The sequence below is a fragment of the Pseudomonas sp. PDM25 genome (genome assembly GCF_019219045.1).
GTDB lineage: Bacteria > Pseudomonadota > Gammaproteobacteria > Pseudomonadales > Pseudomonadaceae > Aquipseudomonas.
Genome location: NZ_JAHUWL010000111.1, coordinates 1 through 228, shown reverse-complemented (window position 1 = coordinate 228; position 228 = coordinate 1). Strand labels below are relative to the sequence as shown.

The window sequence follows — 228 nt, the reverse complement described above, 5'->3', positions numbered from 1 at the left end:
CGTTGGCAGCGATCGTCACTGTGCCAACGCCGGCGATCGTTGCAACTTGGCCGGCGGTGAAGCTGCCGGTCACGCCAGCGACGGTAAAGGTCGCGACACTCAGGGTGTTATCGACATCGCTGTCATTGCTCAACACGTTGCCGGCTGCAACGGTGTCTTCAGCGATGGTTTGAGCATCGGCGGTCAGCACGCTCGCGTCGTCGACCGGGGTGACGTTCAGATCCAGGG

The 228-nt window shown here is 62.3% G+C and carries 1 protein-coding gene; it reads right to left on the bottom strand.

Translation table 11 applies throughout. The annotated features are described in order from the left end of the window. On the bottom strand, nucleotides 1-228 hold a 228-nt coding region (locus tag KW848_RS31545; RefSeq protein WP_218539201.1), incomplete at both ends, for an Ig-like domain-containing protein.